This window comes from Amycolatopsis sp. NPDC004079 (assembly GCF_040610415.1).
GTDB lineage: Bacteria > Actinomycetota > Actinomycetes > Mycobacteriales > Pseudonocardiaceae > Amycolatopsis > Amycolatopsis halotolerans.
This window is the reverse complement of the sequence record NZ_JBEXMH010000002.1, coordinates 275,942-302,575: the sequence shown is the minus strand read 5'-3', so window position 1 is coordinate 302,575 and position 26,634 is coordinate 275,942. Positions and strand designations below refer to the sequence as shown.

Annotated in this window: 22 protein-coding genes; 11 read left to right on the top strand and 11 right to left on the bottom strand. The window is 71.9% G+C overall.

The window, feature by feature from the left end:
- Window positions 1-38 precede the first annotated feature (38 nt).
- Entirely contained in the window at window positions 39-650 is a 612-nt protein-coding gene (locus ABZX37_RS03325) for a dihydrofolate reductase family protein (protein ID WP_354735505.1), read from the top strand.
- Here the strand turns inward: ABZX37_RS03325 and ABZX37_RS03320 are convergent.
- The 4 genes from ABZX37_RS03320 to ABZX37_RS03305 are packed head-to-tail and all read right to left on the bottom strand — an operon-like array spanning window position 637 to window position 5,663.
- Window positions 637-2,394 carry an ABC transporter ATP-binding protein gene (locus ABZX37_RS03320; RefSeq protein WP_354735503.1) on the bottom strand — a complete coding sequence of 586 codons (1,758 nt, stop codon included), beginning with the start codon at window positions 2,392-2,394 and terminating at the stop codon, window positions 637-639. The genes ABZX37_RS03325 and ABZX37_RS03320 overlap by 14 nt on opposite strands.
- A 1-nt stretch (window position 2,395) precedes the next feature.
- The gene (locus ABZX37_RS03315) at window positions 2,396-3,229 is read right to left on the bottom strand and encodes an ABC transporter permease (protein WP_354735501.1); all 834 of its coding nucleotides are present in this window, start codon (window positions 3,227-3,229) and stop codon (window positions 2,396-2,398) included.
- The gene (locus ABZX37_RS03310) at window positions 3,226-4,164 is read right to left on the bottom strand and encodes an ABC transporter permease (RefSeq protein WP_354735499.1); all 939 of its coding nucleotides are present in this window, start codon (window positions 4,162-4,164) and stop codon (window positions 3,226-3,228) included. Before ABZX37_RS03310 ends, ABZX37_RS03315 begins: the two co-directional genes overlap by 4 nt.
- Window positions 4,161-5,663, bottom strand: coding sequence for an ABC transporter substrate-binding protein (locus ABZX37_RS03305; RefSeq protein WP_354735497.1), 1,503 nt, complete (start codon window positions 5,661-5,663; stop codon window positions 4,161-4,163). The genes ABZX37_RS03310 and ABZX37_RS03305 overlap by 4 nt, the downstream gene beginning before the upstream one ends.
- Before the next feature lie 170 nt (window positions 5,664-5,833).
- Between ABZX37_RS03305 and ABZX37_RS03300 the strand changes: the two genes are divergently transcribed.
- Window positions 5,834-6,301 carry a hypothetical protein gene (locus tag ABZX37_RS03300; protein ID WP_354735495.1) on the top strand — a complete coding sequence of 156 codons (468 nt, stop codon included), beginning with the start codon at window positions 5,834-5,836 and terminating at the stop codon, window positions 6,299-6,301.
- Between the two features lie 38 nt (window positions 6,302-6,339).
- On the opposite strand, the gene ABZX37_RS03295 is transcribed toward ABZX37_RS03300, so the two are convergent.
- Entirely contained in the window at window positions 6,340-7,389 is a 1,050-nt protein-coding gene (locus ABZX37_RS03295) for a LacI family DNA-binding transcriptional regulator (protein ID WP_354735493.1), read from the bottom strand.
- Window positions 7,390-7,539: 150 nt separating this feature from the next.
- Complete coding sequence (locus ABZX37_RS03290; RefSeq protein ID WP_354735491.1) at window positions 7,540-8,499, bottom strand: NAD(P)H nitroreductase; 960 nt, start codon at window positions 8,497-8,499, stop codon at window positions 7,540-7,542.
- Window positions 8,500-8,722: 223 nt separating this feature from the next.
- Here ABZX37_RS03290 and ABZX37_RS03285 point away from each other — a divergent pair, with 223 nt between their 5' ends.
- Window positions 8,723-8,977 (top strand): ANTAR domain-containing protein, encoded by a 255-nt coding sequence (locus tag ABZX37_RS03285; RefSeq protein ID WP_354735489.1) that lies wholly within the window; start codon window positions 8,723-8,725, stop codon window positions 8,975-8,977.
- Here ABZX37_RS03285 and ABZX37_RS03280 read toward each other — a convergent pair.
- Window positions 8,974-9,747, bottom strand: coding sequence for a GAF domain-containing protein (locus ABZX37_RS03280; RefSeq protein ID WP_354735487.1), 774 nt, complete (start codon window positions 9,745-9,747; stop codon window positions 8,974-8,976). The two genes, ABZX37_RS03285 and ABZX37_RS03280, sit on opposite strands and share 4 nt — an antisense overlap.
- Complete coding sequence (locus tag ABZX37_RS03275; protein WP_354735485.1) at window positions 9,744-10,490, bottom strand: GAF and ANTAR domain-containing protein; 747 nt, start codon at window positions 10,488-10,490, stop codon at window positions 9,744-9,746. The genes ABZX37_RS03280 and ABZX37_RS03275 overlap by 4 nt, the downstream gene beginning before the upstream one ends.
- A gap of 472 nt (window positions 10,491-10,962) precedes the next feature.
- Between ABZX37_RS03275 and ABZX37_RS03270 the strand changes: the two genes are divergently transcribed.
- Together ABZX37_RS03270 and ABZX37_RS03265 are read left to right on the top strand one after the other, a co-directional pair.
- A complete protein-coding gene (locus ABZX37_RS03270; RefSeq protein ID WP_350566903.1) occupies window positions 10,963-11,262 on the top strand; it encodes a hypothetical protein in 300 nt (99 codons plus the stop codon).
- A 76-nt stretch (window positions 11,263-11,338) separates the two neighbouring features.
- Entirely contained in the window at window positions 11,339-12,163 is an 825-nt protein-coding gene (locus ABZX37_RS03265; protein WP_354735635.1) for a DUF72 domain-containing protein, read from the top strand.
- Between the two features lie 12 nt (window positions 12,164-12,175).
- Here the strand turns inward: ABZX37_RS03265 and ABZX37_RS03260 are convergent, their stop codons facing one another.
- Complete coding sequence (locus ABZX37_RS03260; protein WP_354735483.1) at window positions 12,176-13,081, bottom strand: LysR family transcriptional regulator; 906 nt, start codon at window positions 13,079-13,081, stop codon at window positions 12,176-12,178.
- Between the two features lie 100 nt (window positions 13,082-13,181).
- Between ABZX37_RS03260 and ABZX37_RS03255 the strand changes: the two genes are divergently transcribed.
- The 6 genes from ABZX37_RS03255 to ABZX37_RS03230 are packed head-to-tail and all read left to right on the top strand — an operon-like array spanning window position 13,182 to window position 19,208.
- Complete coding sequence (locus tag ABZX37_RS03255) at window positions 13,182-14,357, top strand: CoA transferase (RefSeq protein WP_354735481.1); 1,176 nt, start codon at window positions 13,182-13,184, stop codon at window positions 14,355-14,357.
- A 46-nt stretch (window positions 14,358-14,403) separates the two neighbouring features.
- Window positions 14,404-15,678: an MFS transporter gene (locus tag ABZX37_RS03250; RefSeq protein WP_354735479.1), complete on the top strand. Its 1,275-nt coding sequence runs from the start codon at window positions 14,404-14,406 to the stop codon at window positions 15,676-15,678.
- Complete coding sequence (locus tag ABZX37_RS03245) at window positions 15,675-16,442, top strand: enoyl-CoA hydratase family protein (protein ID WP_354735477.1); 768 nt, start codon at window positions 15,675-15,677, stop codon at window positions 16,440-16,442. The genes ABZX37_RS03250 and ABZX37_RS03245 overlap by 4 nt, the downstream gene beginning before the upstream one ends.
- Complete coding sequence (locus tag ABZX37_RS03240) at window positions 16,442-17,230, top strand: enoyl-CoA hydratase/isomerase family protein (protein ID WP_354735475.1); 789 nt, start codon at window positions 16,442-16,444, stop codon at window positions 17,228-17,230. Before ABZX37_RS03245 ends, ABZX37_RS03240 begins: the two co-directional genes overlap by 1 nt.
- A 5-nt stretch (window positions 17,231-17,235) precedes the next feature.
- A complete protein-coding gene (locus tag ABZX37_RS03235; RefSeq protein WP_354735473.1) occupies window positions 17,236-18,303 on the top strand; it encodes an acyl-CoA dehydrogenase family protein in 1,068 nt (355 codons plus the stop codon).
- Complete coding sequence (locus tag ABZX37_RS03230) at window positions 18,303-19,208, top strand: acyl-CoA dehydrogenase family protein (RefSeq protein ID WP_354735471.1); 906 nt, start codon at window positions 18,303-18,305, stop codon at window positions 19,206-19,208. The genes ABZX37_RS03235 and ABZX37_RS03230 overlap by 1 nt, the downstream gene beginning before the upstream one ends.
- A gap of 17 nt (window positions 19,209-19,225) precedes the next feature.
- On the opposite strand, the gene ABZX37_RS03225 is transcribed toward ABZX37_RS03230, so the two are convergent.
- Window positions 19,226-19,660 carry a lipocalin-like domain-containing protein gene (locus tag ABZX37_RS03225; RefSeq protein WP_354735469.1) on the bottom strand — a complete coding sequence of 145 codons (435 nt, stop codon included), beginning with the start codon at window positions 19,658-19,660 and terminating at the stop codon, window positions 19,226-19,228.
- Window positions 19,661-19,672: 12 nt separating this feature from the next.
- Window positions 19,673-26,620: an SDR family NAD(P)-dependent oxidoreductase gene (locus ABZX37_RS03220; RefSeq protein ID WP_354735467.1), complete on the bottom strand. Its 6,948-nt coding sequence runs from the start codon at window positions 26,618-26,620 to the stop codon at window positions 19,673-19,675.
- Window positions 26,621-26,634 lie beyond the last annotated feature (14 nt).

Here is a 26,634-nt window from a genome sequence, read left to right as displayed (position 1 = left end):
CAACCGCTTGCAAACCGCAATCACTCGGGAGGCCCGCCGTGCCGGACACGACTTGCCATATGTCGATTTCGCTGGACGGCTTTGTCGCCGGGCCGGGGCAGAGCCGGGACGAGCCGCTCGGGGTGCGGGGGCAGGAGTTGCACGGCTGGCACATCGGCGATCCCCGGGCGAACGACGCCGACAAGACCGCCACCGGATGGCTCATGCGTCCGCGCGGCGCGTACGTGATGGGGCGGAACATGTTCGGCCCCGTCCGCGGCGGCTGGGACGAGGACTGGTCCGGCTGGTGGGGTGCCGAACCGCCCTATCACGCGCCGGTTTTCGTGTTGACTCATCACGCTCACGAGCCGATCCCGATGGAGGGCGGGACGACGTTCTACTTCGTCACCGACGGGTTCGACGCCGCCTACGCGGCAGCGTCCGAGGCCGCGGGGGAGAAGGGGGTCGACATCGCTGGCGGGGCGTCGACCGTTCGGCAGGCGCTGAACGCCGGGGTGGTGGACGAGCTCACTCTCGACATCGCGCCCGTCTTGCTCGGGTCGGGCGAGCGCATGTTCGACGGGGTGGAGTCGTTCGGCTTCGAGCCGGTCGAGGTGTTGCATTCGCCGCTGACCACGCACATCCGTTACCGCCGCGTCAGCGAGGGCTGATCTGCTCGGGGACGTCCAGCGTCGCGGCGAGCAGGCTTCTCGTGTACGGATGCGACGGCGACGTGAGCACCTGGTCGGTTCGTCCCGATTCGACGGCCCGGCCTTCGCTGAGCACGACGACCTCGTCCGAAATACTGCGCACCACCGCCAGGTTGTGCGTCACGAAGATCATCGACGGGCCGTCGTCCATCAGGGAGCGCAGCAGTTCGACGACGGACGCCTGCACCGAAACGTCCAACGCGGACGTCACCTCGTCGCAGATGATCAGTTTCGGTTCGCACACCAGGGCCCGGGCGATCGCGACTCGCTGGCGTTGTCCGCCGGACAGTTCCGCCGGGTAGCGGTCGGCCAGCCGCGACGGGATTTCGACGCGGTCGAGTGCGGCGCGGGCTCGGCGACGGCCTTCGCGCGCGGTCACGCCGAAGTAGTGGCGCAGGGCGACCAGCAGGCTGTTCTCGACTGTCCGATGTGGACTCAACGAGCCATAGGGGTTTTGGAAGACGTACTGCAGTTCGCGCCGGGTACGGGAGTCTCGCCGGGCGGCGGCGGGCGGGACCGGCTTGCCGTCGAAGGTCACGTCGCCTTGCTGTTCGGAGTGCAGTCCGGCCAGGCAGCGGGACATGGTGGTTTTGCCGCTGCCTGATTCGCCGACCACGGCGAGGCATTGGCCGGGCCGCAGGTCGAAGGAGACGTCGAAGACGACCTGTCGTCCGTGGTAACTGGCGTTCAGGCCGGAGACCGACAACAGGGCCGCCTGGTCCGCGGGAGGTGCGTCCGGTTCTGGAGCGCGCGGCACGCTCAGAAAAGTCCGGGCGACTCCTTCCGCATGAAGGCACCGTGCGAGGGTTCCGGAGGGCGCGGCCGCCAACGCCGGATGCGTTGTGCTGCAAGCAGTTGTGGCATAGTCGCAGCGCGGCGCGAAGGAGCACCCGGCACGGGCATCATCGATACCGGGTGCCCGGCCGCGGATGGGGACCAGCCGGTGCCGGTGGGTCGCGGACGGCACGGCTGCCAGCAGGGCGCGGGTGTAGGGATGCGCGGCGCGAGTAAGCACAGCGCGGGCGGGGCCGTGTTCGACGACCTCGCCGCCGTACATCACCATCACTTGATCGGCGACGTCGGCGACCACCGCGAGGTCGTGCGAGACGTAGATCGCGGCCAGGTCGCGGGTCCGGCACAGTTCCCGCACCAGGTCGAGCACCCGGGACTGGGTGGAGACGTCGAGTCCGGTCGTCGGTTCGTCGAGCACGATCAGCCGCGGACCGGCGGCGATGGCCATCGCGATGGCGACCCGTTGCTGCTGGCCGCCGGAAAGCTGGCGCGGGCGGCGGCGCAGGAAGGCGTCGTCGCTGGGCAGTCCGACGGTGTCGAGCAGCTGCCGCACCCGGGGCAGCGCGGGCGGGTCCAACCCCTCGGTCAGCTGGGTCGAGACGCGCAGGCTCGGGTTGAGCGCGGTCGCCGGATCCTGCGGCACATACGCGACTTTGCGGCCTCGTGCGCGGCGCAATTCCGCGGGTGGCAAGGAAAGCAGGTCCGTTCCGTCGACGAAGACCTGGCCGCGGGTGATGGTCGCGCCGGTGCGGGCGAAACCGAGCAGGGCGAGCGCGAGGGTGCTTTTGCCGGAGCCCGATTCGCCGACCACGCCGAGGACTTCGCCGCGGCCGAGTTCGAAGCCGATGTCCTGCACGATGGCGTGTCCGGCGGCTTTGACCGTAACGCCCGACACCGCGACTTCCTTGGCCACGTCAGCTCTTTCCTTCCGTGCGGCTGACAGTCCTGGCGACGGACTCGGCCACGAGGTTGCCGCCGAGTGCCATCATGAGGATCAGTGCGATCGGCGCCAGCACGGGCAGCGGCGCGACGGCCAGGCCGTCCTGGTTCTCGCTGACCATGAGCCCCCAATCCGGAGCGGGCGGCGTGATGCCGAAGCCGAGATAGTTCAGCGACGCGATCACGGTGACCGCCCACACCAGCCGCATCCCGGTCTCCACCATCAGCGGCGACGTCACGCCGGGCAGCACTTCGCCGAGGACGATCTGCCGTCCGGGCAGGCCGTTCGCCTTGGCCCACAACACATACTCGCTGTCGAGGACCGGCAGGGCCGCGCCGCGCAGCACTCGCGAGACGCCGGGCGCGAACGCGACCCCGACGAGCGACGCGGTGAGCAGCGGGTGCCGGCCGAATGCGGCCACGAAGACCAGCACGAAGATGGTCTCCGGGAAACTCAGCACGATGTCCATCGCTCGCATGAGGACGGTGTCGGCGAGGCCGTCCCGGTAGGCCGCGGCCAAGCCGATGAGCGCACCGAGGACCACGCCGATTCCGGTGGCGAGGAGCGTCATCCAGGTGAGGGTGCCGCCGCCGGACAGCAGGCGGCTGAGCACGTCCCGGCCCAGAAGGTCGGTGCCCAGCGGGAATTCCGCGCTCGGTCCCTCCAGCGGAGGCGCGACGATGGCGGTCGGCGGCCACGGTGCGAGCAGCGGGCCGAGGACGACGATGAAGGCGATCGCGGCAAGCAACCCCAGCCCGAGTCGCGCCCGACCGGTTCGAGCCGCGCGTCGCACCACCGAGACGCTCATCGGGTCCGCCCTGCCGCGGCGAGGACGTCCGCGAGGAGATTGCACAGGTAGTACGTGGCCGCGAGGATGAGCACGCACGCCTGCAGGACCGGCAGATCGTGCGCGTTCACCGCGCTGACCAGCGCCGTGCCGAGCCCGGGATACGAGTAGACGTATTCGACGACCACGACGCCGGTGATCGTGACGGCCGCGACCAGACCGGCCGCGGGCAGGCTCGCGGCGATGGCGTTGGGCAGCGCGTGCCGGAAGAGGATGCGCCGCCGGCTGAGTCCTTTGAGGACGGCCATCTGCACATATTCGCTGTCCAGCGCGTCGATGACCGAAGCGCGCACCAAGCGGCCCAAGTACATCACCCCCATGAACGTGAGCGTGGCGACCGGCAGCACGAGTTCGGCCGGATGCCACCACGGCAGGTCGCCGGGCGGGATGTCGGAGACTCCCGGCAGCACCCCGAGCAGCGAGGTGGCGAAGAGCGCGATCAGCAGCATCCCCACGACGAACGGCGGCAGCGCCATGCTCAGCGACGTGACCGCGACGAAGGCCTTGTCCGCGAAACTGTCGCGGCGCGCCGCGCTCAGCACTCCGGCGACGACCGAGAGCGGCAGGATCAGCACCATCGAGATGAAGCCGAGGGTGAACGAGTTCACGATCCGCGGCCCGAGGATTTCCGCGACCGGTTCCTTGTTCTGCAGCGACACTCCCGGGTGCCCGGTGAGCAGTCCGCCGAGCCAGCGGCCGTACTGCTCCAGGAGCGGCTGGTCGAGCCCGAGCTGGTGCCGCAGGTTCGCCACCTGCTCGACGGTGGCGTCCTTGCCGAGCACGATCCGCGCCACGTCGCCCGGCAATGCCTGGGTCACCAGGAAAACCAGCACTGAGACCAGAAACAGCACGAGCACGCCGAGTGCGAGGCGGCGCAGGAGCCAGCGCGCGGTCATCCGACGGTCACGTCAGTCAGGAAGGACAGCGGACGGCCGTTCACATCCGGCACCAGCCCCTGCACCGCCGCCCGGTGCGGCAGGAGCACGTCGGAGAACGCGGGGATGATGTACGGGCCGTTCGTGTATTCGATCTCGTGCATCCGGTTCATGAGCGGGCATTGCCGCGGCTCGGGCGACCTGAACAGTTCGCCCGCCAGGCCGGTGAAAGCGGCGTCGTTCCAGTGCGCGGCGTTGCCGACCCGGTCCGGCAGCAGCCCGCCGAGCACGGACGGCAGGTAGGGGACCGGGTTGTAGTCGACGAAAGCGGGCCACTGGCCCCATTTCGCCAGCAGTTCCGGCGTCGGGACCACGTTGACGGTCACCTTGACGCCCGCCAGCGCGGCGTTCTGCGCGAAGACCTGCGCCAGCTCCGACATGCCGGGCAGCAGGCCGTCGGTGGTGATCGCGAACGACAGATCGCTTTGCCCGGCCTCGGCCAGCAGCCGTTTCGCGGCGGCGATGTCCGGCGCGCGCTGCGGGAGGTTCGGCGCGGCGCACTGCGGTGTGGTGGTCTCGTAGTCGTTCGCGATCCGGGCGTAGCCGCTGAAGACGTTGGACACGACCTGCTGCCGGTCGACCAGCAGCCGCAGGGCCTGGCGCACCCGGACGTCGCGGAACGGCGCGACGGCCGTGTCGAGCCCGATCTGCAGGCTGAAGGTCCCTTTGCTGTCGAGCAACTGGATGCCGCCGCGGCCGACAAGAGACTTCGCGATCGTCGGCGTCGTGTTCGACGCGATGTCGACCCGGCCGGACAGCAGCGCGTTCGCCTGCGCCTGCTGGCTCTGGTACTCGATCAGCTGAACGGCGGCGAGCTTCGGTTTCCTGCCCCAGTAGCCGTCGAACCGCTCCACTGTGGACTCCCGGCCCGCGGCGAACGACTTGACCGCGAACGGCCCGGTGCCGATCGGCTTCGCCGGGGCCGACCCGGTTTTGGTCATCGGCAGCAGCACGCTCGTCCAGATGTCCTTGAACGGGCTGAACGGCTCGGTCAGGCCCACCCGGACGGTGAGCTTGTCCACCGCCCGGACGGTGGCCGGGTCGATCATCTGGATCAACGCCAGGCCCTGTGCGGCGTGTGCGGGATCGCGCAGGTATTCGATGCTCGAGACGACGTCGGCGGAGGTGAACTCGGTGCCGTCGCTGAACTTCACGCCGGGGCGCAGCGTGATCGTCCACTGTGTCCGGTCGGTGTTCGGCGTCATGCCGGTGGCCAGCCGCCATTCGGTCCTGCCGTCCTGGCCCAGCGCGGTGAGCCCCTCGAAGACCAGGGAACTGCGCAGCTCCTGGATCGGGCCCTGGTTGCTGGCGTAGGGGTTGAGGACCTCGCCCGCGTCGGTCGAGACGGAGATGCGGAGCGTGCCGGCCCCGCCCGCGGCCGCGTCGTCCGGACGGCCGCAGCCGGCCAGCAGCGCGGCGGCGAGCAGGAGGGTTGGCAGGCATCGGGGTCTGCGCGACACTGGGAACCTCCAGGGAAGCCAGAAATCTAAGCCGTTAGATCTGCCCGGCGTCGCCACAGGGTACGGCCAGTTCCGGCGGGATGGAAGAGTCTACAAGTGGAGAAGCTAATCGTTTAGAGTGATCTGCGGCCGGCCCGGCCCCGTCCGGGAGCAGAGGAGGAAGCAGCCGCATGACCAGTCCGTACGAGCACCTGTTCGTGAGGAAGATGCCGAACTGTCTCGACGACCTCGTCAACGAGGGCGCCGCGGCAGGCGTCGTGGAACCGCCCAACGTCGGCGAATCGCTCGCCCTCATGCGCGCGAAGGAGGTGCCGGAGAGCAAGATCCACCTCACCTACACGTGGATCAGCGAATGCGACACTCCGGTGCAGTGGGTGAAGGAGCACCGGCACGACTACGACGAGGTCCTGATCTGGCACGGGAACAACCCGGCGGACCCGGACGACCTGGGCGCGGAGATCTACCTCGACGTGGAGGGCGTCCGGCACGTGATCACCACGAGCGGTTCGGTCTACCTGCCCGCGGGCACCCGGCATTGCCCGCTCGGCTTCACACGGGTGGACCGGCCGTTCCGGTTCAGCGCGCTGTCGCTGAATTCGGAGTACGCCTCGGACGAGCACAACACTCTCGCGCGGTAGCGAAGCCGCCCCGTCGCGGATTCGTCGTGGCGGGGCGGTTATCCGCTGACGGCTGCTCCGGCGTGCGCGGCTTCCTCGGTGGTGCCGGGTTGGCAGCCGCAGGTCACGCCGATGCTGAGCGTTCCGTCCAGGACGGCCGACGAATCAGGCCGGCCGTCCAGGGCGTCGAAGGCGCGCACCGCGAATTCCTCCAGCGGCACGTGGACGGTGGTGAGCGGAACGTTGCCGAGGCGGGCTTCCCTCGTCCCGTCGAAGCCGACGACCGCGAGGTCTTCCGGCACGCGCAAACCCAGGCTGTGCGCGATGCGGATGGTCACCAGCGCCTGCTCGTCGGTGGTCGCGTAGACCGCGCGGATCCGGCGGCCGCTCGTCAGCACGTCGCGCACCGCACGGCCCGCCTCGACCTTGTCGAAGGACGTCCGGACCAGCCTGCCCTCGGTGGGCAGACCGGCGTCCGCCATCGCCCGGCGCCAGCCGCCTTCGCGGCCTTCGGCCGGTCCCACCGCGATTTCGCCTGCCACGCAAAAGATGTCCTCGTACCCGTGGCCGAGCAGGTGCTCGGTGACGAGCCGCGCGCCGTCGAAGTCGTCGAACACCACGCTGGGCGAGCTGTCGTCCGGCGCGGCCCACTGCAGGAATACGCACGGAGTTTCGGCCGACAGCCGCGGTTTTTCGCCGGTCGTCACGAAAATCCCGCGCGGGCGCAGTTCGGAGAAGGCCTCGCCGTACTCGTCGGCGAGCCCCGGCCGGTAGTCGGTATTGCCGAGCAGCGTCAGCAATCCCCGGCGGCGGCCCTCCGCTTCGAGGCAGCGCGACATCTCGCCGTAGAAGGCGTTCGCGGTGTCCGGCACCAGCAGTCCGACCAAATTGGACCGGCCGCCGCTCAACGCCCCGGCGAGCGGATTGCGCCGGTAGCCGAGCATCCGGATGGCGTCCTCGACCTTGCGCCGCGTCTTGTCGGCCACCGGGCGGGGCCCGTCGTTGAGGACGTAGCTGACCACCGCGGTGGAGGTTCCGGCCAGCCGCGCGACATCGGAAAGCACAGGCCGGCGCCCGGCGTTACGAAATTCCCCGGTTTCCGCTGCCACGGTGCCACTCTAAAGCACCGGAGCACGGGCGGCGTCCATTCGGCACAGTGGGAAGTGGACGACCGTCGGCGCCAGGCCGGTGTGCGAACGGCGCGTCCGTGAGGGGAACCCTGGGGGAATCAGAGTCCCTCAGGGTTCCCCTCACGGACTTCAGCAGTGATGTTTCGCCGGTGCCTGAAGCGGTTCGAGCACGTCGTCGACGGTCGCCTGCGACCTCGTCAGCTGAAGCCGCTTCACGCCGACCGGCGGCCGTCCCACCCACAACACCGCTTGCGGGGCTTGGCCGAGCGTGACTCGTTCCGCGAGAGTTTCGCGCAGTCGCGGCCCGGTTCGGCTCAGCCGTCCGGACGACAATCCATATCCCGTCGCGGTAAGCAGCACCGAACTCAGCGCTTCTCCGGCGCGCAGCCAGTCAAGGCGATCGTCGCCGGGCGTGCTGAGCACCAGCAGCGAAGCGTTGTCGCTGCGAGGTTCCGCTTCGCTTCGTGCGAGTGGCAGCCGGTTCCCCGCAGTCGTACGGACGAGGACGCCCTGTGAAGCGACAAGGGACGCGCTTCGTGCGTACACCTCTTCGCGACGCATCTGCGCGGGAACCTTGACGCCATCGCCGACCGCGGTCATGAGGTACCTGCGGACCGCGCGGTCTTCCACGGGGTGCAGTACCGCGCCTTCGCGCGCCGCTGCGTGCGAAAGCCGGTCTAGGCAGTCGGATGGCACCGGCCGTCCGCCGCACGGCCGCAAGTCCTCCCGGCGCCGGGCGATCGACGTCGCCAGCGCGGCTTCGCCGGAATTCGGCTCGCCCGGCTGCGGCGTCACGACGGCCAGGCGGTCCGGTTCGCCCGGGGACGGCAACCGGTCCACCGCGCAGGCCCAGCCGAGACCGGCGAAGGCGATCCGGAGATGGTGCAGCGCCGCGCCGCCGCTGAACGCCTGCCATTGCCCGGCGGGGTCGTCGGCCGCTCGTCGCCGGCTCGGCTCCGCGCACAGGTGAAGGGTGCGGTAGCCGACGCGCCACTGCCAGAGCGGGGCGTCGGAGGCGCCTGGGGCGAGAAGTGCCGCCGCCACCGCCGCCTCGACGGCGGCGGGACTGGGAACCCGCGAATTCGGCATGGTTGCTTCCCGCTGGAGTCGGGGGAGTGCGTCCGGTCGGTGCCAAGCTCCATGGTGCGCCCCCGTGTCGTCAGGCGATAGAGTCCAAGGTTCATCACTTCGGAGCAACCCGCCGTCCCGTTCCACGGAACTCGCGGTCCGCGCATGCGGGACGCCGGCGGTTCGCTCCGTCCGCTCTCGCGGGGTACTGGCGTGCGCCGGAACGGGAGAGGACGGTAGGGGCATGTCCCCTCAGCGTCTCGACGACGCCGCGTGCACCGCGGCGGCCCGGCTGCTGAGCGCGTCGCTGGCGGAACGGACGACGATCGGCGAGGCGGTCGGCATTCTCCAGTGCACACACGGATGCGACGCCGGGGAGGCGGTGCGCGTCCTGGCCCGCGGCGCGGGCGGGAACGGGGCGGAAGCCGCGCGCGTGACCGCGGCCGCCGACGACGCGGCCGAGAGCGGGGCCGATCCGGACTACTGGGGCTGGGCCTAGCCGGCGAGGTCGGCCGGGTCGAGGGTGCGGTCGGTCAGCGCGCGGGCGACGTCGCGCAGCGGCCGGGCGTGGCGGACCGCATACCCGTTGACCAGTGCGCGGGCCGTTTCCGGGTCGGTGCCGAGGGCCCCGGCGACCATCCCGACGGCTTGGCTGTGCTGGATCCGGTCGTTCAGCGTGGCGAGGGTGGCCTCGAACAGCCGGTCCGCGCGGCGCTGGCCGGTTTCCTGGACCAGGGCCAGCACCGCGAGGTCCGACACGACCTGCGCGAGCGCCAGCTGCCACGGCTGCGGTTCGGTCGGCGCGGCGAACAGCAGGGTGAACCCGCCGACCGCTTCGCCGTCCAGGCGCAGCGGCACCGCGACCACGGCCTGGTACCCGGCCTCCAGCGCCGCGGAGGCGAAGCCCGGCCAGCGGTCCCGTTCGAGGGTCAGGTCGGGGACGGCGACCACGGCGGCTGTCGCGATGCAGTCGACGCACGGTCCCCGGCGGAGGTCGGTTCGCAGCAGCTCCACGAATTGCGTGGACTCGTCCGAGGCCGCGACGACGGCGGGCTCGCCGCGCGGGTCCTTCAGCAGGACCCCGACGCCGCGCGCGCCGAGCAGCCCGGTGCCGACTTCGGTGATCAGGCGCAGCACTGAGGCGTTGTCCGGTTTGCCGACCACGCGGGAGGTGATCGCGGCCAGCGCCGCGGGCGCGTCGGCGGGCAGGAGGCCGATGTGTCTGTCCGGCGTCCTGCGGCCGGCGTTCTCGTCGGTGGGATGGTTCATTCGGACGACTCCTCAAGGGTGATACGGCGCTCCAGCACGTCCCTGGCCACGTCGAGGAGCGATCGGTTCGTGCTGTAGGAGTGGGCGCGCAGCCGGGCGAACGCGTCGTCGAGGCTGATCCGCAACTGGGCGGCGAGCATGCCGGTGGCGATGTGCACGTCCTGGTAGGACAGCACCGTGCGCGGGGCGAATTCCCGCCCGGCGCGTTCGGCCTCGCGGGACTGCTGCAGCAGCGCCGCGGTGGTCAGGTCGGCGGCGAGCGCGGCGTCTCTCGCCTCGGCGCTGGTCAGTCCGCCGGGGCGGAGCCGGGCGAGTTCGAGGGTGCCGAGCCGGATGCCGCCGAACTGCAGGGGGAAGGCGAAGGCCGCGCCGAGCCCGGCCGCGAGCGCGGTCTGGGCGAACCCGGGCCAGCGCACCTGGTCGGCGAGCAGGTCCGGAACCAGCACCGGACGTCCGGTCTCGAAGGCCTCCGCCCCCGGCCCCTCCCCGGCGGTGTACTCCAGTTCCGCGAGCCGGGCCGCCCACGAGTCGCTGGCTCCCAGCACCTCTTCCGACCGCCGGTCCGCCCGCAGCGACAGGATCGCCGCGTCGACCTGGTCCATCGTCTCCACACAAGCGAGGCACACGCCCTGGGCCCAGCTGTCACGGCTGCCTGCTGCGTCGGGCACGGCGGCGATCGCCTTCCACAGCGGCTGCCGGTGCTGGCCCTCCACCGTCGTGGCCCCTTTCGCGCCGCCGGACATCCCAGACCCTCCACCCTACGAGACGCTCGGGGAGCAAGCAGCCCGGGCGGAACTCGGCCGGGCTGCCGCGGGGACCTGGCGGCAGCCCGAAGTTTGCCCGCACCGTGCGGGGTAAATCAAGCGGGGCAGCCGCGTGGCCGAGGGAACCGGAGGGCGCCGGCGCGTCGCGATCGACCGTGCCGCAACCGGTGGGTCCACAATGGACAAAACTGCCCCCGGTCGCGGCGGGCGCCGCCGGGTGCTTCCGCGTGTGCCGTCGCGCACATCGCGGTCCTCCCGGAATCCCCGGCCGTGCAGGGCGGGCGCGGATGCGCGAAGCTCTCGGCCGCGCTTCGTTGTCCAGTCCCATTTGACTTCCCGTGCGAACACATGTTCGACTCCCGTCTCGGGTCGCCGGGAATCGGGGCGGCCTGAGAACGGGGAAGCGAGCGGGTGACCTGAGGTGAGCGAGTGGCCGTCGACCGTGCGGAGAGTGGATCCGCCGATTCCGGTGTGGGTGGGCGTGCGCAAGCTGCTCGTGCTCGGCACCGAGATCCTCGCTCCGCGCGACCGGGCCGGGCTGCGGATCGAGACCGAGCATCCCGGGCTGCTGTTCGAATGGGCCCGCCGCGAGGACGGCGGGCTGCTCGGCTGGGTCACCTACCAGCTCGTCACCGCCGACGACCAGTGGTCGCGGCCGGTCAGCCACTACGTGCCCGCGCATCTGCTGCGCCGCCGGGGGCCCGCGCGCCGGCAGCAGTACGGCGACTACCGGCCCCGGACCCACGGGTGACCGCGCGCGGGTAGTAATTTCCCTTGCGAGCGAGGGGAGCGGACGAGAAGTGGCACGTCTTCATGTCGGCTGCGCGATGTGGACGCACAAGGCGTGGCCGGGGCGGTTCCTGCCGCAGTCGCTGCCCGCGAAGGAGCGCCTGCGGGCCTACGCCGGCTGGTGCAACGCGGTCGAAGGCAACACCACCTTCTACGCGACTCCCGCCCGGACCACCGTCGAGACCTGGGCGGAGCAGACCGGCCCGGATTTCCGGTTCGTCGTCAAGGTGCCCAAGACCGTCACGCACGAGCGCCGGTTCGCCGGGGTCGAGACCGAGATGCGGGCGTTCCTGGACGCGATCGAACCCCTCGGCGAGCGGGCGGTGCTGTGGACCCAGGTGCCCGGCTCGTTCGGCCCTTCCGACGTCGACGCGCTCGGCCGTTTCCTGCGCCGTCTTCCCGGCAATCTCCGGCGCGCGGTGGAGGTTCGGCACCCTGAGTTCTTCACGGACGCCAGCGCGACCTCGGCGCTGGAGGGGACGCTCGCCACCGCGGATGCCGAATGGGTGCCGTTCGACACCACCGTCTTCTTCCGGAGTCCGCCGACCAGCGAGGCCGAGCAGGACGCCTGGGCCAAGAAACCGCGGCTGCCGCGCCGGACGCGGGCGTTGACCGACCAGCCGGTCGTCCGCTACCTGGGCCGGGACTCGGTGGATGAGACCGTCGAGGGATGGCGGCCGTGGATCGAGGTGGTCTCGGGCTGGCTACGCGAAGGTCGTTCGCCGACGGTTTTCTTGCACACTCCCGACAACGACGAAGCACCGGCGCTCGCCCGCCGGTTCCATGACGACGTCCGGGCGTTGGCGCCTGAGTTGGACGCCTTGCCCGAGCCGGAGCCGATCGAGCCCGCGACGTTGTTCTGAGCGACGGCGGAATCAGCCAGGCGCGGAATCCCGTGCCAGGGCCAGAACCCGTTCCACGGCCGGATCCCGTTGTCCCGCACGGACTGCCGCGACGACGGTCAGTGCGAGGCCGTCGTCCCGGCGGGTGGTTTCCAGCGTCCGGAACACCACTCCGGGCAGTGCCCCGGCGGGCACCTGTTCGGGGACCAGGCACACGCAGCTTCCCGCGGCGACGTGGCTGATCAAGCCGGGGAGGCTGTCCGCGCGGGCACCGTCGCGCGGGGCGAAACCGGCGGCGCGGCACGCGGCGGCGACCTGTTCGGCAAGCCCGGCCAGCGCGGTCAGCGAGGGCAGCGCGAAGTGTTCGCCCGCGAGGTCGGCCAGCCCCACGGCGGTGCGCTCGGCGAGCGGATGTCCGGCGGGCAGCGCGACGGCGAGCCGTTCGGCCGCCACCGTGCGCAGGTCGAGCCCGTCCGGATCGGCGAGCGGGCCGCGCACGAAGGCGAGGTCGAGCCTGCCGGAACGGACCATCGACGCCAGTTCGGCCGAGGTGTTCTGGTGCAGGTGCAGGCGCAGCCCGGGAAAACGGTCCCGCGTCAGCCGGAGCACGTGCGGCAGGAACGTGTAGGAAATGCCGCTGATGAAGCCGAGGTGCAGTTCGCCCTCGGCGCCGTCGGCGATCCGCCGCGCGCGGCCGACGGCGGCCTGCTGGGCCTCGAGCAGATGCCGGGCGTCGCGGGCGAACGCGGCGCCGGCCGCGGTCAGCCGCACGGCCCGGGTGCTGCGTTCCAGCAGCCGCACGCCGAGGCCGCGTTCGAGGCGCTGGATCGCCTGGCTCAGCGGCGGCTGGCTCATCGAAAGGCGTTCGGCGGCCCGGCCGAAGTGCTCCTCCTCGGCCAGCACGACGAACTGCTCCAGCAGGCGAGTCGTCAGATCCATATCCCCAAGCATATGGATAACGGGTCAAGAAGTATTGGCGGCAGATGAATGACCTCGTCTTGACTGGGTCCGGCAGCCGAGGACACAGGAGGTGCGAGGGATGGACGGGACGCCCACCGGCCCGCTGACCGGAGTGCGGGTCGTCGAGCTGGCGACGGTGATCATGGGCCCGTACGCGGGCGCACAGCTGGCCGACCTCGGCGCGGACGTCGTGAAGGTCGAGGCTCCCGGCGGGGATCCGACCCGGCACTTCGAGCCGCGCCGCCACCCGGGGATGGCGGGGGCGGCGCTGAACTTCAACCGCAACAAGCGCAGCGTGTGCCTCGACCTGAAGACCGGAGCCGGACGGGACGCGCTGCTCGCGCTGCTGGACACTGCCGACGCGTTCATCACCAACGTCCGGCCGGGCGCGCTGCGCAGGCTCGGGCTGGCCTACGACGACGTCGCGGCCGGCCGCCCCGGGCTCGTCTACGTGAACGCGCAGGGTTTCCGGAGCGATTCGGCGCTCGGCGACAACGCCGCCTACGACGACATCCTCCAGGCCGCCTCCGGCCTGGTCTGGCTGAACGAACAGGTCACCGGCGAGGCCTATTACGTGCCGACCGTGCTGGCGGACAAGGTGTGCGGCCTGTTCATCGTCCAGTCCGTGCTGGCCGCGCTGCGCCATCGCGACCGCACCGGCGAGGGTCAGCACGTCGAGGTGCCGATGGCCGACACCATGATCGCGTTCAACCTCGTCGAGCACCTCGCCGGAGCCTCGCTGGAACCGGCGGAGGAGCCCGGCTACGGCTACCCGCGCGTGCTGAGCAAGCAGCGGCGGGCGTGCCGCACGGCCGACGGGTGGATGTGCATCCTGCCCTACAACGACCGCAACTGGCGCGACTTCTTCGCCCACGCGGGCCGTCCCGAGCTGTCTGCCGATCCGCGCTTCGCGACCATGCCGGCCCGCGTCGCGCACGCAGACGACCTGTACGGCCAGGTCCGCGAACTCACTCCGCAGTTCACTTCCGCGCAGTGGCAGGAGTTCTGCGACCGGGTCAGCATTCCCGCGCATCCGGTGTACAGCCTCCAGGAGGCGGCCGAGAGCGAGTACGCCCGGCAAGGCGGTCTAGTCCGGACGGTGCGGCACCCGACCGAGGGCGCCTGCCGTCTCGTGGCCCCGCCGGTGCGCTACTCCCGGACCCCGCCCGGGATCTACCGGCAGTTTCCGCCCGTCGGCGCGGACACCGAGCAGGTGCTGGCCGAAGCGGGCTTCGACCCGGCCCGGCTCGGCTGAACCGGGCCCGTCCCACGACAACGTCGTCGTCCCTTACGGAGAATCCATGGCGTCATCCGAACCCCTCGCCCCGCGTCCCGGGAGGGCGTGGGCCGTCACCGCGCTCGTGCTGCTGTTCCTGCTGATCAACTACGCGGACAAGACCGTCGTCGGGCTCGCCGCCGTGCCGATCATGAAAGACCTCGGCCTCGGCGAGGAGCACTACGCCCTCGTACAGTCCAGTTTCTATTTCCTGTTCAGCGTTTCCGGCATCGTCGTCGGGTTCGCCGCCGCGAAACGCCGCACGACCCGGGTGATGGCCGTGCTCGCTCTGATCTGGGGACTGACCGCGTTGCCCATGGCGGCGGGCCTCGGTTTCGGCGCCTTGATCGCTTCGCGGATCGCGCTCGGCGCGGCGGAAGGGCCCGCGGTGCCCGCGGCGACGCACACCGTCTACGGCTGGTTCCCCACGCGCGACCGGGCCTTGCCCAACGCATTGGTCCACATTGGACCAACTCTCGGCGTCGTGGCGAGCGCGCCGTTGCTGAGCTGGATCATCGCGGACTTCGGCTACCGGACCGCGTTCGGCGTCCTGTTCGCGCTTTCGGTGGTGTGGGCCGGAGCGTGGCTGTTGTTCGCGAACGACGGTCCTTACTCCAAGTCGGCCGTGCCGTCCGGCGCGAGCCGCGAACCGGTGCCGTACCGGGTGTTTTTCCGGTCGGGAACGGTGCTCGGCGCGGTCCTCGCGGGTTTCGTCGCGTTCTGGGCGACTACCACCGCGTTGGGTTTCCTGCCCCGCTACCTGTCGTCCGGGCTCGGGCTCGGGTCTCAGCAGGCGGGCACGCTCTCCGCGCTGCCGTCCTTGCTCGCGACCGTCGTGATCCTGGTGATGGGCGCGGTTTCCACGAGGTTCCGCCGCCGGGGAGCGGGCAGCCGCCGCGCGTACTGCCTGCCCGGGATGGCGCTGCTCGCCGTCTCCGGAATCGCGATGATTCTCTTTCCGCACACGGAAAAGGTCACGGCCATCGTGCTGATCGCGGTCGCGTTCGGCCTGCCGAGCGCGTTTTATCCGATGGTGTGGCTGCTGATCGGAGAGCTGGTTCCGCCGGAACGCCGTCTCGCCGTGACCGCCGCGACGACCGCCGTCGCCACTTCGGCCGGGGTGTTCGCGCCGCTCGTGATGGGCGGTTTCCTCACCGCGCGAAACGGTTATGCGGCGGGATTCGGGGTGTGCGGCGCGCTGTTGCTGGCGGGCGCGGTCGTGGGCACGGTGCTGATCAATCCGGAACGAGACCAGCGGCGGCTGCCCGCGCTGTCCCGGGAAAGCGTCAGTGCCGCATGAGGCGTACCGACGAGGACGGAATCGCCACCCTTGTCCTCGACTCGCCGCACAACCGCAACGCCCTGTCGGTCAAGCTGGTCGGCGAACTCACTGCGCGGCTGAGCCGAGCCGCCGAGGATCCGGCCGTCCGCGCGGTGCTGCTCACGCACACCGGCGAGACGTTCTGCTCGGGTATCGACCTGTCCGAAGCCCGCGCTGGCGCCGGGCTCAGCGCCGAACAGCTGATCGGTCTGCTGCGCACGGTCGTCGAGATGCCGAAGCCCGTGGTCGCCCGCGTGACCGGGCATGCCAGGGCGGGAGGGCTCGGGCTGCTCGGCGCGTGCGACATCGTCGCGGCGAGCCCGGCCGCGAGCTTCGCGTTCACCGAGGTGCGCATCGGGCTCGCCCCGGCCGTTTTGTCGACCACTGTGCTCCCGCGCGTCGATTCGCGGGCCGCCTCTCGCTATTACCTGACCGGAGAACGCTTCGACGCCGCCGAGGCCGCTCGCATCGGCCTGATCACGCTCGCCGCGGACGACGTCGACGAGGCGCTCGAACCGGTGCTCGCCGGGCTGCGTTCCGCCGCGCCCGGGGCACTCGCCGCCGCCAAACACCTGACCACGACCGCCGCGCGACAGTTCTTCGGCACCCACGCGAGCGAGCTGGCGGCGCTCGCCGCGCGGCTCGGCGACGGTGCCGAGGCCAGGGAAGGGATCGCGTCCTTCCTCGAACGCCGAAGCCCTGCTTGGGCGGCAACCCGTTTCACCATCAGGAAGGAGTCGTGATGACGTCCACACCCGGTCTCGACGTCCGCGTCGAGGACCATGTCGGCTGGATCGTCCTGGACCGGCCGCGGCAGAAGAACGCCTTCACCGGCGAAATGCTGCGTGCTTGGGCCGAGGCGTACCGCGCTTTCCAAGCAGACGACCAGGTTCGCGCCGTCGTCGTCACCGGAACCGGCGACGCCTTCTGCGCGGGAGCCGATCTCGGCGATCTCGGCCAGGCGCGCACCCCGCTGGGCAGCAGGCGGCTGATGACCGAGCACGTGCACCCGGTGGCCATGGCCGCGGAAGACCTCGCCAAACCGCTGATCGCCGCCGTCAACGGGGCCGCGGTCGGCGCGGGCATGGACATGGCCCTGATGTGCGATTACCGGATCGCCTCCGAGCGCGCCCGGTTTTCGGAAGGGTACGTGCGGGTCGGCCTCGTCCCCGGCGACGGCGGCTGCCATTACCTGCCGCGGATCGTCGGCCGGTCGCGTGCGCTGCGGCTGCTGTGGACCGGCGAGTTCGTCGACGCGGACCAGGCGCTGGCCTGGGGGCTGGCGGACGAGACCTGCCCGCACGACCGGCTTCTGGTGCGGGCCGGGGAATTCGCCGCGACACTGGCGTCCCGGCCGCCGGTCGCCGTCGAGCTGATCAAACGTGCGGTGCGCGCGGGAGAACACGCGGATCTGCGGACCTCGCTGGACTTGATCGCCTCGCACCAAGCCGTCGTCCAGTCGACCGCAGATTCCGCCGAAGCGCTCGCGGCGTTCGCCGGCAAGCGTCCGGCGCATTACCTCGGAGAGTGAGCCAGATGACCGAAGAGCTTCGCCGCCGCGTGCGGGATTTCCTCGCCGCCCACCCGTTCACCCCGCGTTGCGATTCCTGGGCGGGCTCCTACGACCTGGATTTCAGCCGCGAACTCGGCAAAGCCGGGCTGCTGGCCGTTTCCTGGCCCGAGCGCCTCGGCGGCGGTGGCGGGACGGCGGTCGACCGGCTCGTCGTCACCGAGGAACTGCTGCGCGCCGGTGCTCCGCTCGCCGCGCACTGGGTGGGAGAACGGCAGATCGGGCCGACCCTGCTCCGACACGGCAGCCCCGAGCTGCAAGAGGAGTTCTGTCCGCCGCTGGCGCGCGCGGAATGCACCTTCGCGCTGGGGATGAGCGAGCCCGACGCCGGTTCGGACCTGGCGTCGCTGCGCACGTCCGCCGTCCGAGACGGCGACGGCTGGCGCATCACCGGGCGCAAGATCTGGACCAGCGGCGCGCACCGGGCGAGCCACTTGTACGTCCTCGCCCGCACTTCCCGGGAAGCCGACCGCCACGACGGATTGACCGAGTTCGTCGTCGCGCTGGATTCCCCGGGGATCACCGTCACGCCGATCCTGGACTTGCGCGGCGAACACCACTTCAACGAGGTCGTCCTGGACGAGGTGGCCGTTCCCGAGCGGTGGGTGATCGGCCGTGTCGGCGAGGGCTGGCGGCAGGTCGTCGGGCAGCTCGCGTTCGAACGGGGCGGCCCGGAACGATTCCTCTCGACCTATCCGCTGCTGTCCGCCGTGCTCGCCGCGGGACTCGCCGACGACACCGCCCGGCGTGGACTGCGCGCACTGGCCGCGCGGTTGCAGATCCTGCGCGCCTGGGTGCTGGAGACCGCGCAGGTGCTCGACGCGGGCGGCTCCCCGGTCGTGCCCGCCGCGACGAGCAAATACCTCGGCCACCAGTTCGAGCTGAGCGTCGTCGAATGGGCTCGGCCACTGATGCCGCGCGCCGCTCCGGCCGTACGCGCGCTTTACGACCAGGCGCTCGCCGCCTCGCCCGCCTCAGGCATCCGGGGCGGCGCCGCCCCCGTCATGCTGTCGATGATCGCTAGGGACAACTGATGACCACGCACACCCTGGAAGCCGACCTGGACGCCTCGGTCAGCGAGGTGATCGCGGGCTGGGAACGACCCGGCGACCTGCGCGAGCAGTGGCGGATCGCCGCCAGGCTCGGCTGGACCGCCATCCTGGACGACCTCCGCGCCGACGCACCGGAACGAGATCTCATCGATGCGGCCTGCGGCGCGGTCACGGCCCTTGGCCGCGGCGGGATCGCGCTCCCGCTCCGCCAGACGCTGGTCGCCCGCGCCGGGACGCCGCTGTCCACAGTGGACGCCATCGCCGTGCACCCGGCCGCGCAAGGAATCTGGGCGCCGATCGCGGACGTCCACGTCGCCGCCGACGGCAGCGCGTTCGCCGAAGCCGGACGAGATCTCGCGGACCGGCCGTATTCCCTGCTGCCACCGACGGAAATCCCGTTGCGGCTCACCGCGTTGTCCGAAGTCCTCCGGCTCCAGGAGATGCTCGGCGCGGCCCAGGGCGCGGTCGCCGAAGCCCGGCGGTACGTGACCGAACGCGTCCAGTTCGGCAAGCCGCTGATCGCCATCCCCGCGGTGCGGACCACACTGGGACACCTGAAAGTCGATGTCCGGCAACTGGAAACGGTCACGCACGAGGTGCGGTCCCGCCTTTCCGGCGACGACGGCGCACTCGCCTTCGCGTTGGCCACCGCCCGCGAGGTCGCCGCGACTGCGGTCCCGCGCATCGCTCAAACCGCGCACCAGCTGCACGGCGCGATGGGCGTCACGTACGAGGCCGCACTGCATTGGCGAACCAGGTTGCTGTGGGCGGATTGCGACGAAGGCGCGAGATGGGGCGACGACGGTGCCGACGCGGTGCCGGTCGAGGAGTCGGTCCTGTGGTCGCTGACCGCTCCGGGAAGCTCCGGCGGCGGGACGCGCCCGTAGCGGAAGGCACGTTCTCGTCACCCGGCGTGCGCGACCCGGTGCCACGTCAGCAGGAACTGCACTGGCCGCTCCGGATCGCCGCTGAGCCGCAGCACATCGGCCGAAGCGTCGCCCGGGATCAGCGCGGCCCAGCGCAGTTGCCTGCTTCCCGCGCCGAACGGCCAGGTCGCGACCAGGGCGTGGTGGGTGACGACTCCTCGCTCCACGGTGTAGGTCCCGGTGTAGCCGAGGGATTTGCCGACCTGAGGAATCCGGCGGGACGAAACGTGGATCGTGGCGGAGAAGTGCCCGGAGGAGGTATAGAGCAGCGTTCCCCGGCAGCGCGGCCGCACGCTCCGCCGCTGACGCGAGAGGCACAGTTCGTCCAGCAGCCAGGTGCCGACCAGGTCTTCCGCAAGCAGGTCCGGCTTCGCGGGATGACTGTGCGGGGCAACGGAATCAGGGGTTCCCATGGGGTCTTCTCCTTATGCGGCGCGGCCGGGGCGCTGGCGGCCGAGCCAGTGGCGGATGGCGCGCGCGGTTTCCGGTGCGTGTTCCTCGATCATGGAAAGGTGGGTGCCGCTGACGGCGTGCGCGTCCCGCTGGCCCGGCCAGAGATCGTGCAGCCGGCTGTCGTGCGGATGGACGAACAAGACGGGCGCCTTCGACGGTGCGAGGGACCAGGCGTTGAGCAGCCGTTCGTAGCGGTGGAAGGCGGTCAGGGCGGCCGGGCTCAGCGCGGCGGCGGCCCGGGCCAGCCGGCCGAGGGTCTCCCGCACGACCGAGTCCGGCGCCGCGGCCGGGCTGACGGAGTCGAGCAGGACGAGCCCCCGCACTGTTGTTCCTTGCTGCCGCAGGACTTCCGCGAGGCAGTGGGCGAGCAGGCCGCCCGACGAATGCCCGAGCAGGAACAGCGGCTCGGCCGGGTCTCCCGGCAGCTCCCGCGCCCACGTCTCGCACAGGTCGGCGAGGCTGCCGGGCACCGGTTCGCCTTCGAGGAATCCCGGCAGCCGCGCGGTCCACAGTTCGCCGGAGCCTTCGAGATCCGCGGCGAGCCGGTCGTAGGGCGACGCGACGTCCGAGGTGATGATGGGAGGCACGCACACCATCCGGAGCGGAGCCGGAGCCGAGGTGAGCCGTTGCCAAGCGGGCGCGGGAAGCCCGCCGGCCGGCCGCTGCCGCGCCGCCGCGTCGAGCAGACGGCGCGCCCGCGCCTCGTCGCCGTCGCGCCAGGCGGTCAGGACGGTGGAGACGAATGACTCCGGCTGGGCGGCGGTGCTCCGCGGTTCGGCGGCGCCGCCGAGAACGGTGTCGAGGTGCCGGGCCAGCGACACGGGAGTGGGGTGGTCGAGCAGGGCGGTGGCCGCGATCCGGGCGCCGACGGCGTTGGCGAGCCTGGTGCGGAGTTCGACCGAGGCGAGGGAATCGAAACCGGCTTGCGGGAAGGGCTGGTCCGGCCGCACGTCGCCGGGGCCGGAGTGGCCGAGGATGGCGGCGGCGTGGGTGCGCACCAGCTCGCTGAGCGCGTCCAGCCGTTCTCCGGCGGGTTTGCCGAGAAGAGCCGCGAGGTCCGTGTCGTCGTCGCTTTCGCTGTCGACGGCGGTGCCGCGCCGGGTTGGCCGAGGCAGGTCGGAGAGCAGCTCCGACGCTTCTCGGCCGAGTTCTCGCAGCGCGGTGACGACCACCGCGGGCCGGTCGAGTTCGACCGCGGCGTCGAAACCGCTCAGGGCCTGCTCGGCGGCCATCGGGGCGAACCCTTGCCGGGCCACGCGAGCCCAGTCCGTGGTTCCGAGCCGGGCGGTCAGCGAGGTTTCCTCGCGCCAGTAGCCCCAGGCGATGGAGACGGCCGGCAACCCGAGCTGTCGGCGGTGGTGGGCCAGTGCGTCGAGGAAGGCGTTGGCCGCGGCGTAGGCGGACTGTCCAGGCGCGCCCGTCACGCCCACCAGACTGGAGTAGAGCACGAACGCCCGCAGGTCCAGGTCCCGGGTCAGCTCGTGCAGGTTGACAGCCGCGTCCGTCTTGGCGCGCAACACGGTGTCCAGCCGTTCGGGCGTCATCTGGGCGAACAGGCCGTCGTCCAGCGCTCCCGCGGCGTGCACGACCGCGGTCAGCGGGTGCGCGGAGGGAACGCCGGCGAGCACGGCGGCGAGGCTCGCCCGGTCGGCCGTGTCGCAGGCGGCGAACGAGACCGAGGCGCCGAGCGAGGCCAGCCTGCGGCGGAGGTCCTCGGCTCCGGGCGCTTCGGCGCCGCGGCGGCTGACCAGCAGCAGGTGCCGTACGCGGTGCGCGGCGGCGAGGTGGCCGGCCAGCAACCCGCCGAGGGCGCCGGTGCCGCCGGTGACGAGAACGGTCCCGTCCGAGGCGAGTTCTCGCGGCAGGGCCAGGATCGCTTTGCCCGCGGTACGGCCCTGGCTGAGCCGGCGCAGTGCCTGGCGCGCGTAGCGGACGCCCCACCGTTGGGCGGGCGGCGGCCGGAGGATCCCTTCTTCGAACATCGGGAGAAGCGCGGCGAAGGCCCGCCGGAACGTCTGCGGCGGATGGTCCAGCAGCCGGAACGCGTGGTAGGCGACGCCGGGGTGCCGGGCGGCGACCTCGCCGGAATCGCGGACGTCCCGCGCGCCCATTTCGACGTACCGGCCTCCTCGGCGCACCAGCCGCAGCGACGCGTCCACGAATTCTCCGGCGAGACTGCCCAGCACCACGTCGAATCCGGTGCCGCCGCTCGCTTCGCGCAGCCGCGGTTCGAACGCGAGGGAGCGAGAGTCGGCGATGCGGCCGGGCGGGACACCCTCCGCCGCGACGAGATCGTGCTTCGCCGGGCTGGCCGTGGCGTAAACCTCCGCGCCGCAGGCACGAAGGAGCTGGACAGCGGCGGCGCCTACTCCGCCTGCCGCCGCGTGCACGAGCACCTTGTCGCCGCGGCGTACCCCGGCGAGGTCGTGCAGCGCGTGATAGGCGGTGACGAACGCGACCGTGACGCTTGCGGCCTGGGCGAAAGTCCACCCGCGCGGGATCGGGAAAACGTAACGGTGGTCCACTTCGACAGTGGAGGCGTAGCCGCCGTTCTGCCCGGTGAAAGCCATGACCTGGTCGCCCGCGCGCGTTCCGGCGACACCGGGGCCGGTCTCGGCGACCGTGCCCGCGACCTCCCAGCCGAGGTGGTCCGCGCGGAGGATGCCGAGGCACACGAGCGTGTCGCGGAAATTCACGCCGGCCGCCGCGACCCGCACCCGGACTTTCCCTTCGCCCGCGGGGGCGCACAGCTCCGCCGCGCCGACCGCCGCGATGTCCTCGAAAGTGTGCGAGGAGGCGGCTGCCAGCCGCCACGGCGAGCCGCCGGGCGGGAGCGCCAGCGCGTCGTGGTCCGCGCGGCGGAACCGCGGTACCAGGAACTGCTTGCCGCGCACCGCGATCCGCGGCCGGTCCGCGGCCACGGCGGCCGCGAGCACCGCCGGGTCCGGGGGCGCGTCGCCGAGATCGATCAGCCGCACCGAGCCGGGGTGCTCGTTCTGGACCGAGCCGAGCAGGCCGGCGCAGGCCGCCGCCGGGAGGTCGTCGACCGGCTCGCCGAACGACGTGCTGTGGGCCTGGCGGGTCAGCAGGACCAGCACGGAGCGCGCCAGCGCCGGTTCGGCCAGAAACGCCTGGGCGTCGGCCATCGTGCGGTTCAGCCGTTCCCGGACCCGCGCCGCGTCCGGGGCCTCGCGAACCGGGCCGCGGCAGTCCAGCCAGACCACCTCGGGCGGCGGTCCGCCGGCGGCGAGCGCGGCGATCAGCTCGGCCATGCTGCCGTGGACCGCTGACGCGGGCAGATCGTCGCGAGAGCCGACGGCTTCCCAGCGATTCGGCGCGGGAGCGGCGGCGGGCGGTTCGACGGTGCGCCAGGAGACGTCGAAGGCGAGGGCATCGCCCGCGGTGTGCGCGGCGCGGAGAGCGCGGGCGGAGACCGGGCGCAGCCGCAGGCCCTCGATGTCGAGGACAGCCCTGCCGGAAGCGTCGGCGGAGTGCACGTCCGTGCGGCCGGAGTTCTCGACGAGAACCGAGCGCAACGTCGTGGCGCCCGGCCGGTGCACGGTGATCGAGTCGATCGCGGAGGGCAGCAGGATCTGCCGGTCGTTCCCGTCGAGGGCCAAGCCGTGCAGGGCGGCGTCCAGCAGGGGCGGGCAGACGACGAAGCCGGTGCCTGCCGGTTGCCGGCCGGACAATGCGGCCTCGGTGTGCGAGACGCGCTCGCCGGTGCGCCAGGCCGCGGTCATGGCGCGGAAAGACGGTCCGTACTGGTAACCCTTCCGGGCCAGCGTCCGGTAGTGCTCCGCCAGGTCGACGGGAGCGGCGTCGTCGGGCGGCCAGGGGACAGCGTCGTCGTGCTGGGAGTTTTCGTGCTCGACGGCGACGGCTACGGCGTTGCGGATCCACGGCGCCCCGGGGTGGCGGGCGCGCGAGTGCAGGCTGAGCGGGTGCCGCCCGTGCCGGTCCGGTGCTCCGGCATGCACCTGGATGTCCGCGGGATCGTCGGTGAGCGGGAGCGGCGCGTGCAGCGCGACGTCTTCCAGCCGGCTGAGCCCGCGTTCGGAAGCGGCGTGGAGGAGCAGGTCCACCATGGCGGCGGCCGGCAGCAGGGCTCCGCCGAACACCGCGTGGTCGGCCAGCCACGGTTCAGCGGCCGAGGACAGCTGCCCGGTGTGCACCGCGGAACCGTCCGGAAGGTCGGTCGGGGCCGTCAGCCACGGGTGCCCGCCGGCCGGCGCCGGGCCGGGCGCGCGGGACTTCCCCGGAATCCAGTAGCTGGTCCGCTGGAACCGGTAGGTCGGCAGATCCACCTCCTCGGCGTCCGGGTACCGCCGGGACCAGTCCACCCGGACGCCGGCGGTCCACGCCGCCGCCACCGCGTCCGCGAACTCCTCGCCGCCGCCCGCGCCGCGGCGCAGCGTCGGCACCGCGCTCGCGTCGACCCCGAGATCGGCGGCGATCTCCCGGATCGGGCTCACCAGCATCGGGTGCGGGGACACCTCGACGAACCGCCGGTGCCCGCTCTCCAGCGCGCGCCGGACGGCCTGGTCGAACCGGACGGTGCGGCGCAGGCCCCGGTACCAGTAGCGGGGATTCATCAGCGGGCCGGTTCCGGTTTCCCCGGGCACCGAAGAAAACACCGGGACGTCGGGGACTCGCGGCCGAAGGCCGGCGAGCCGCGCGGGCAGTTCTTCGCTGAGCGGTTCCATGTGGAAACAGTGCGACGCGTAGTCGACGGCCACCCGCCGTGCCCGGACGCCTTCCGCGTCGCAGTGCCGGAGCAAGTCGTCGACGGCGTCGGCGTCCCCGCCCACGGTCGTGGCGGCCGGGCCGTTGACCGCCGCGACTTCCAGTGCGCCGCGCCAGCGGCCGAGCAACGCTTCGGCCCGCTGCGCGGGCAGGGCGAGCGAAGCCATGGCACCGGTCGCGGCGATCGCCCGCAGCGCTCTGCTGCGCACGGCCGTCACCCGGGCCGCGTCCGCGAGAGAGAGCGCGCCGGAGACCTGTGCGGCGGCGATCTCGCCCTGGCTGTGCCCGATCACCGCAGAAGGACGAACCCCTTGCGCCGCCCACATTTCCGCCAGGGACACATACATCGCGAACAGCGCGGGCTGGACCACCTCGGAGCTTTCCAGCGCCGAGCCGCCCGCTCCGCGCAGCACGTCCACGACGTCGAAGTCGACCCAGGGGGCCAGTGCCTTCGCGCAGCGGCGCAGCGCCTCGGCGAACACCGGGGACTCGTCCCACAACCGGGCGCCCATGCCCGCCCAGTGCGCTCCCTGCCCGGGGAACACGAACACCGGCGAAGCGTCGTCGTGCGCCCGGGCCCGCGCGCCGGCCCGCTCGGGCACGTTTCCGGTGGCGGCCAGCGAATTCAGCCCGGCGAGCAGTTCCGGCGTGTCCTCGCCGCGCACGACGGCCCGCTCCGGCAACGCGCTTCGGGTGGTCGCCAGGGAATGCCCGATGTCGGCGGGAACAGCGGAGGGAGCGGCGCGCACCCACTGGGCGAGGGAGGCGGCCTGCTCGCGCAAAGCACGGTCCGAGGCCGCGGACAACGGCCACAGCGTCGGTGCCCGTCCCGGGCCGCGGGCGGAGTGCGCTCGGCGGCGCGGGGCGGTCTCCGGCGGTTCCTCCACTATCAGGTGGGCGTTCGTCCCGCCGATGCCGTAGGACAGGACGCCCGCGCGGCGCACCCGGTCGCCGCGCGGCCAGTCCCGTGCTTCCCGGAGCAGCACCATGCTTCCCGCCGACCAGTCCACATCGGACGTCGGGTTGCCCGCGTGGAGGGTGGCGGGCATGCGTTCGTTGGCCATCGCGAGGACGACTTTGGCCAGGCCGGCCAGTCCCGCCGCCTGCTGCGTGTGCCCGACGTTGGATTTGCCCGACCCGATCCACACCGGCAGCCGGGGGTCGCGGGAAGCGGCGTAGGCGAGCTGGATCGAGCGGGCTTCGATCGGGTCGCCCACCTTGGTGCCGGTGCCGTGCGCTTCCACCAGGTCGACCTGACCGGGGCTCAGCGCGGCGTCGTCGAGCGCCTCGGCGATCAGGGCCCGCTGGGCGGGGCCGGAGGGCACGGTCAGCCCCGCCTCGGCACCGTCGTGGTTGACCGCGCTGCCGCGGACGACTGCCAGCACCGGGCGTCGCGTCTCCATCGCTCGCCGGAGCGGCATCAGCACGACCGAGACGACGCCTTCGGCCGGCGCGAACCCGTCCGCTTCCGCGGCGAACGCCTTGCACCGGCCGTCCCCGGTGAGCGCGCCCGCGCGGCCGTATCTGACCAGCAGGTCGGGCGTCGCGAGCACGCACACGCCGGAAGCGATCGCGAGATCGCATTCGCCCGATCTCAACGCCCGCACCGCCGTGTGGGCGGCCACGAGGCTCGACGAGCACGCGGTGTCCACCGAAAGGGCCGGCCCGCGGAGGTCCAGCAGGTACGAGATGCGGCCGGAGGCGACGCTGATCGAGCTGCCGGTCGCCAGGTCCGCGTTCGCTCCGCCGCCCGGCTCCCCGACCGCGTGGTAGTTGGAATCGCTGATGCCCACGTAGACGCCGGTGCGCGAGCGCCGGAGGGAACGCGGCGGGATGCGCGCGGACTCCACCGCCCGCCACACGCTCTCCGCGAGCATCCGCTGCTGCGGATCCATCAGCGTCGCCTCGCGGGGCGCGAGCCCGAAGAAGCCGGCGTCGAACCCGCTCACGTCATCGAAGAACCCGCCTCGCCGGATCGGGGTCGCGCCGGTGGCGGAAGCCTCCGGATCGTTCAGCCACGCGAGGTCCCAGCCGCGGTTCGCGGGCAGCGGAGCGGAGAAATGGCGCTCCTCGTCCAAAACTGCCCAGTAGTCGCCGGGGGAGTCGGCTCCGCCGGGGAACCGGCAGTCCATGCCGACGATCGCGACCGGGTGCTGCTGCGGGCGGCTGGCCACTGCGATGAACTCCT